Source organism: Marinimicrobium sp. UBA4209 (genome assembly GCF_002381585.1).
Lineage (GTDB): Bacteria > Pseudomonadota > Gammaproteobacteria > Pseudomonadales > Cellvibrionaceae > Marinimicrobium > Marinimicrobium koreense.
Map to the genome: position 1 here is coordinate 31544 of NZ_DFTP01000022.1, position 554 is coordinate 32097.

1 pseudogene is annotated in these 554 nt (G+C 55.8%); it reads right to left on the reverse strand.

Annotated features, from left to right (window positions below):
• Positions 1-407, reverse strand: a pseudogene (locus B3187_RS03855) (acetyl-CoA carboxylase carboxyl transferase subunit alpha); the annotation flags it as partial.
• Positions 408-554: the final 147 nt, after the last annotated feature.

Here is a 554-nt window from a genome sequence, read left to right on the forward strand (position 1 = left end):
CCTTCCGGGCGCGGCATACCGAAGTTGCGATACACCTTATCGTTGACACTACGACCTTTTTCCTCGCCAATCACCATGACGGGTTTGCCGTCCAAGCGGGCAACGCCGCCGATAATTGCGTGATCATCGCCGAAATGGCGGTCACCGTGCAGCTCATCCCAATCGGTGAACAGACGTTTGATGTAGTCAGAGGTATAGGGGCGATGCGGGTGGCGGGCCACCTGCACCACTTGCCAGGGGGTCAGTTGCGCGTAGATGCTCTCGGTAAGCTTGGTGCTCTTTTCGCGCAGCTTGGCAATTTCCTCGGTGATATTGAGGTCATTATCGCTGCCCACCAGCTGCAGCTCTTCGATTTTGCCTTCGAGTTCGGCGATGGGCTGTTCAAATTCCAGATAATTCAGATTCATAGTCGGCTTTTCAGGCTCAGTGTTGTCGTCCGATCAATAAACGCGGATGGAAAGGCGCCTAAGATACGCGAAACCGTCAAAATAGTCGACCTCTGAGGCGGCGTGGGTGGGTGACTCTGGGTTGCGGCGGGTGCGCGCTTTGCGCTT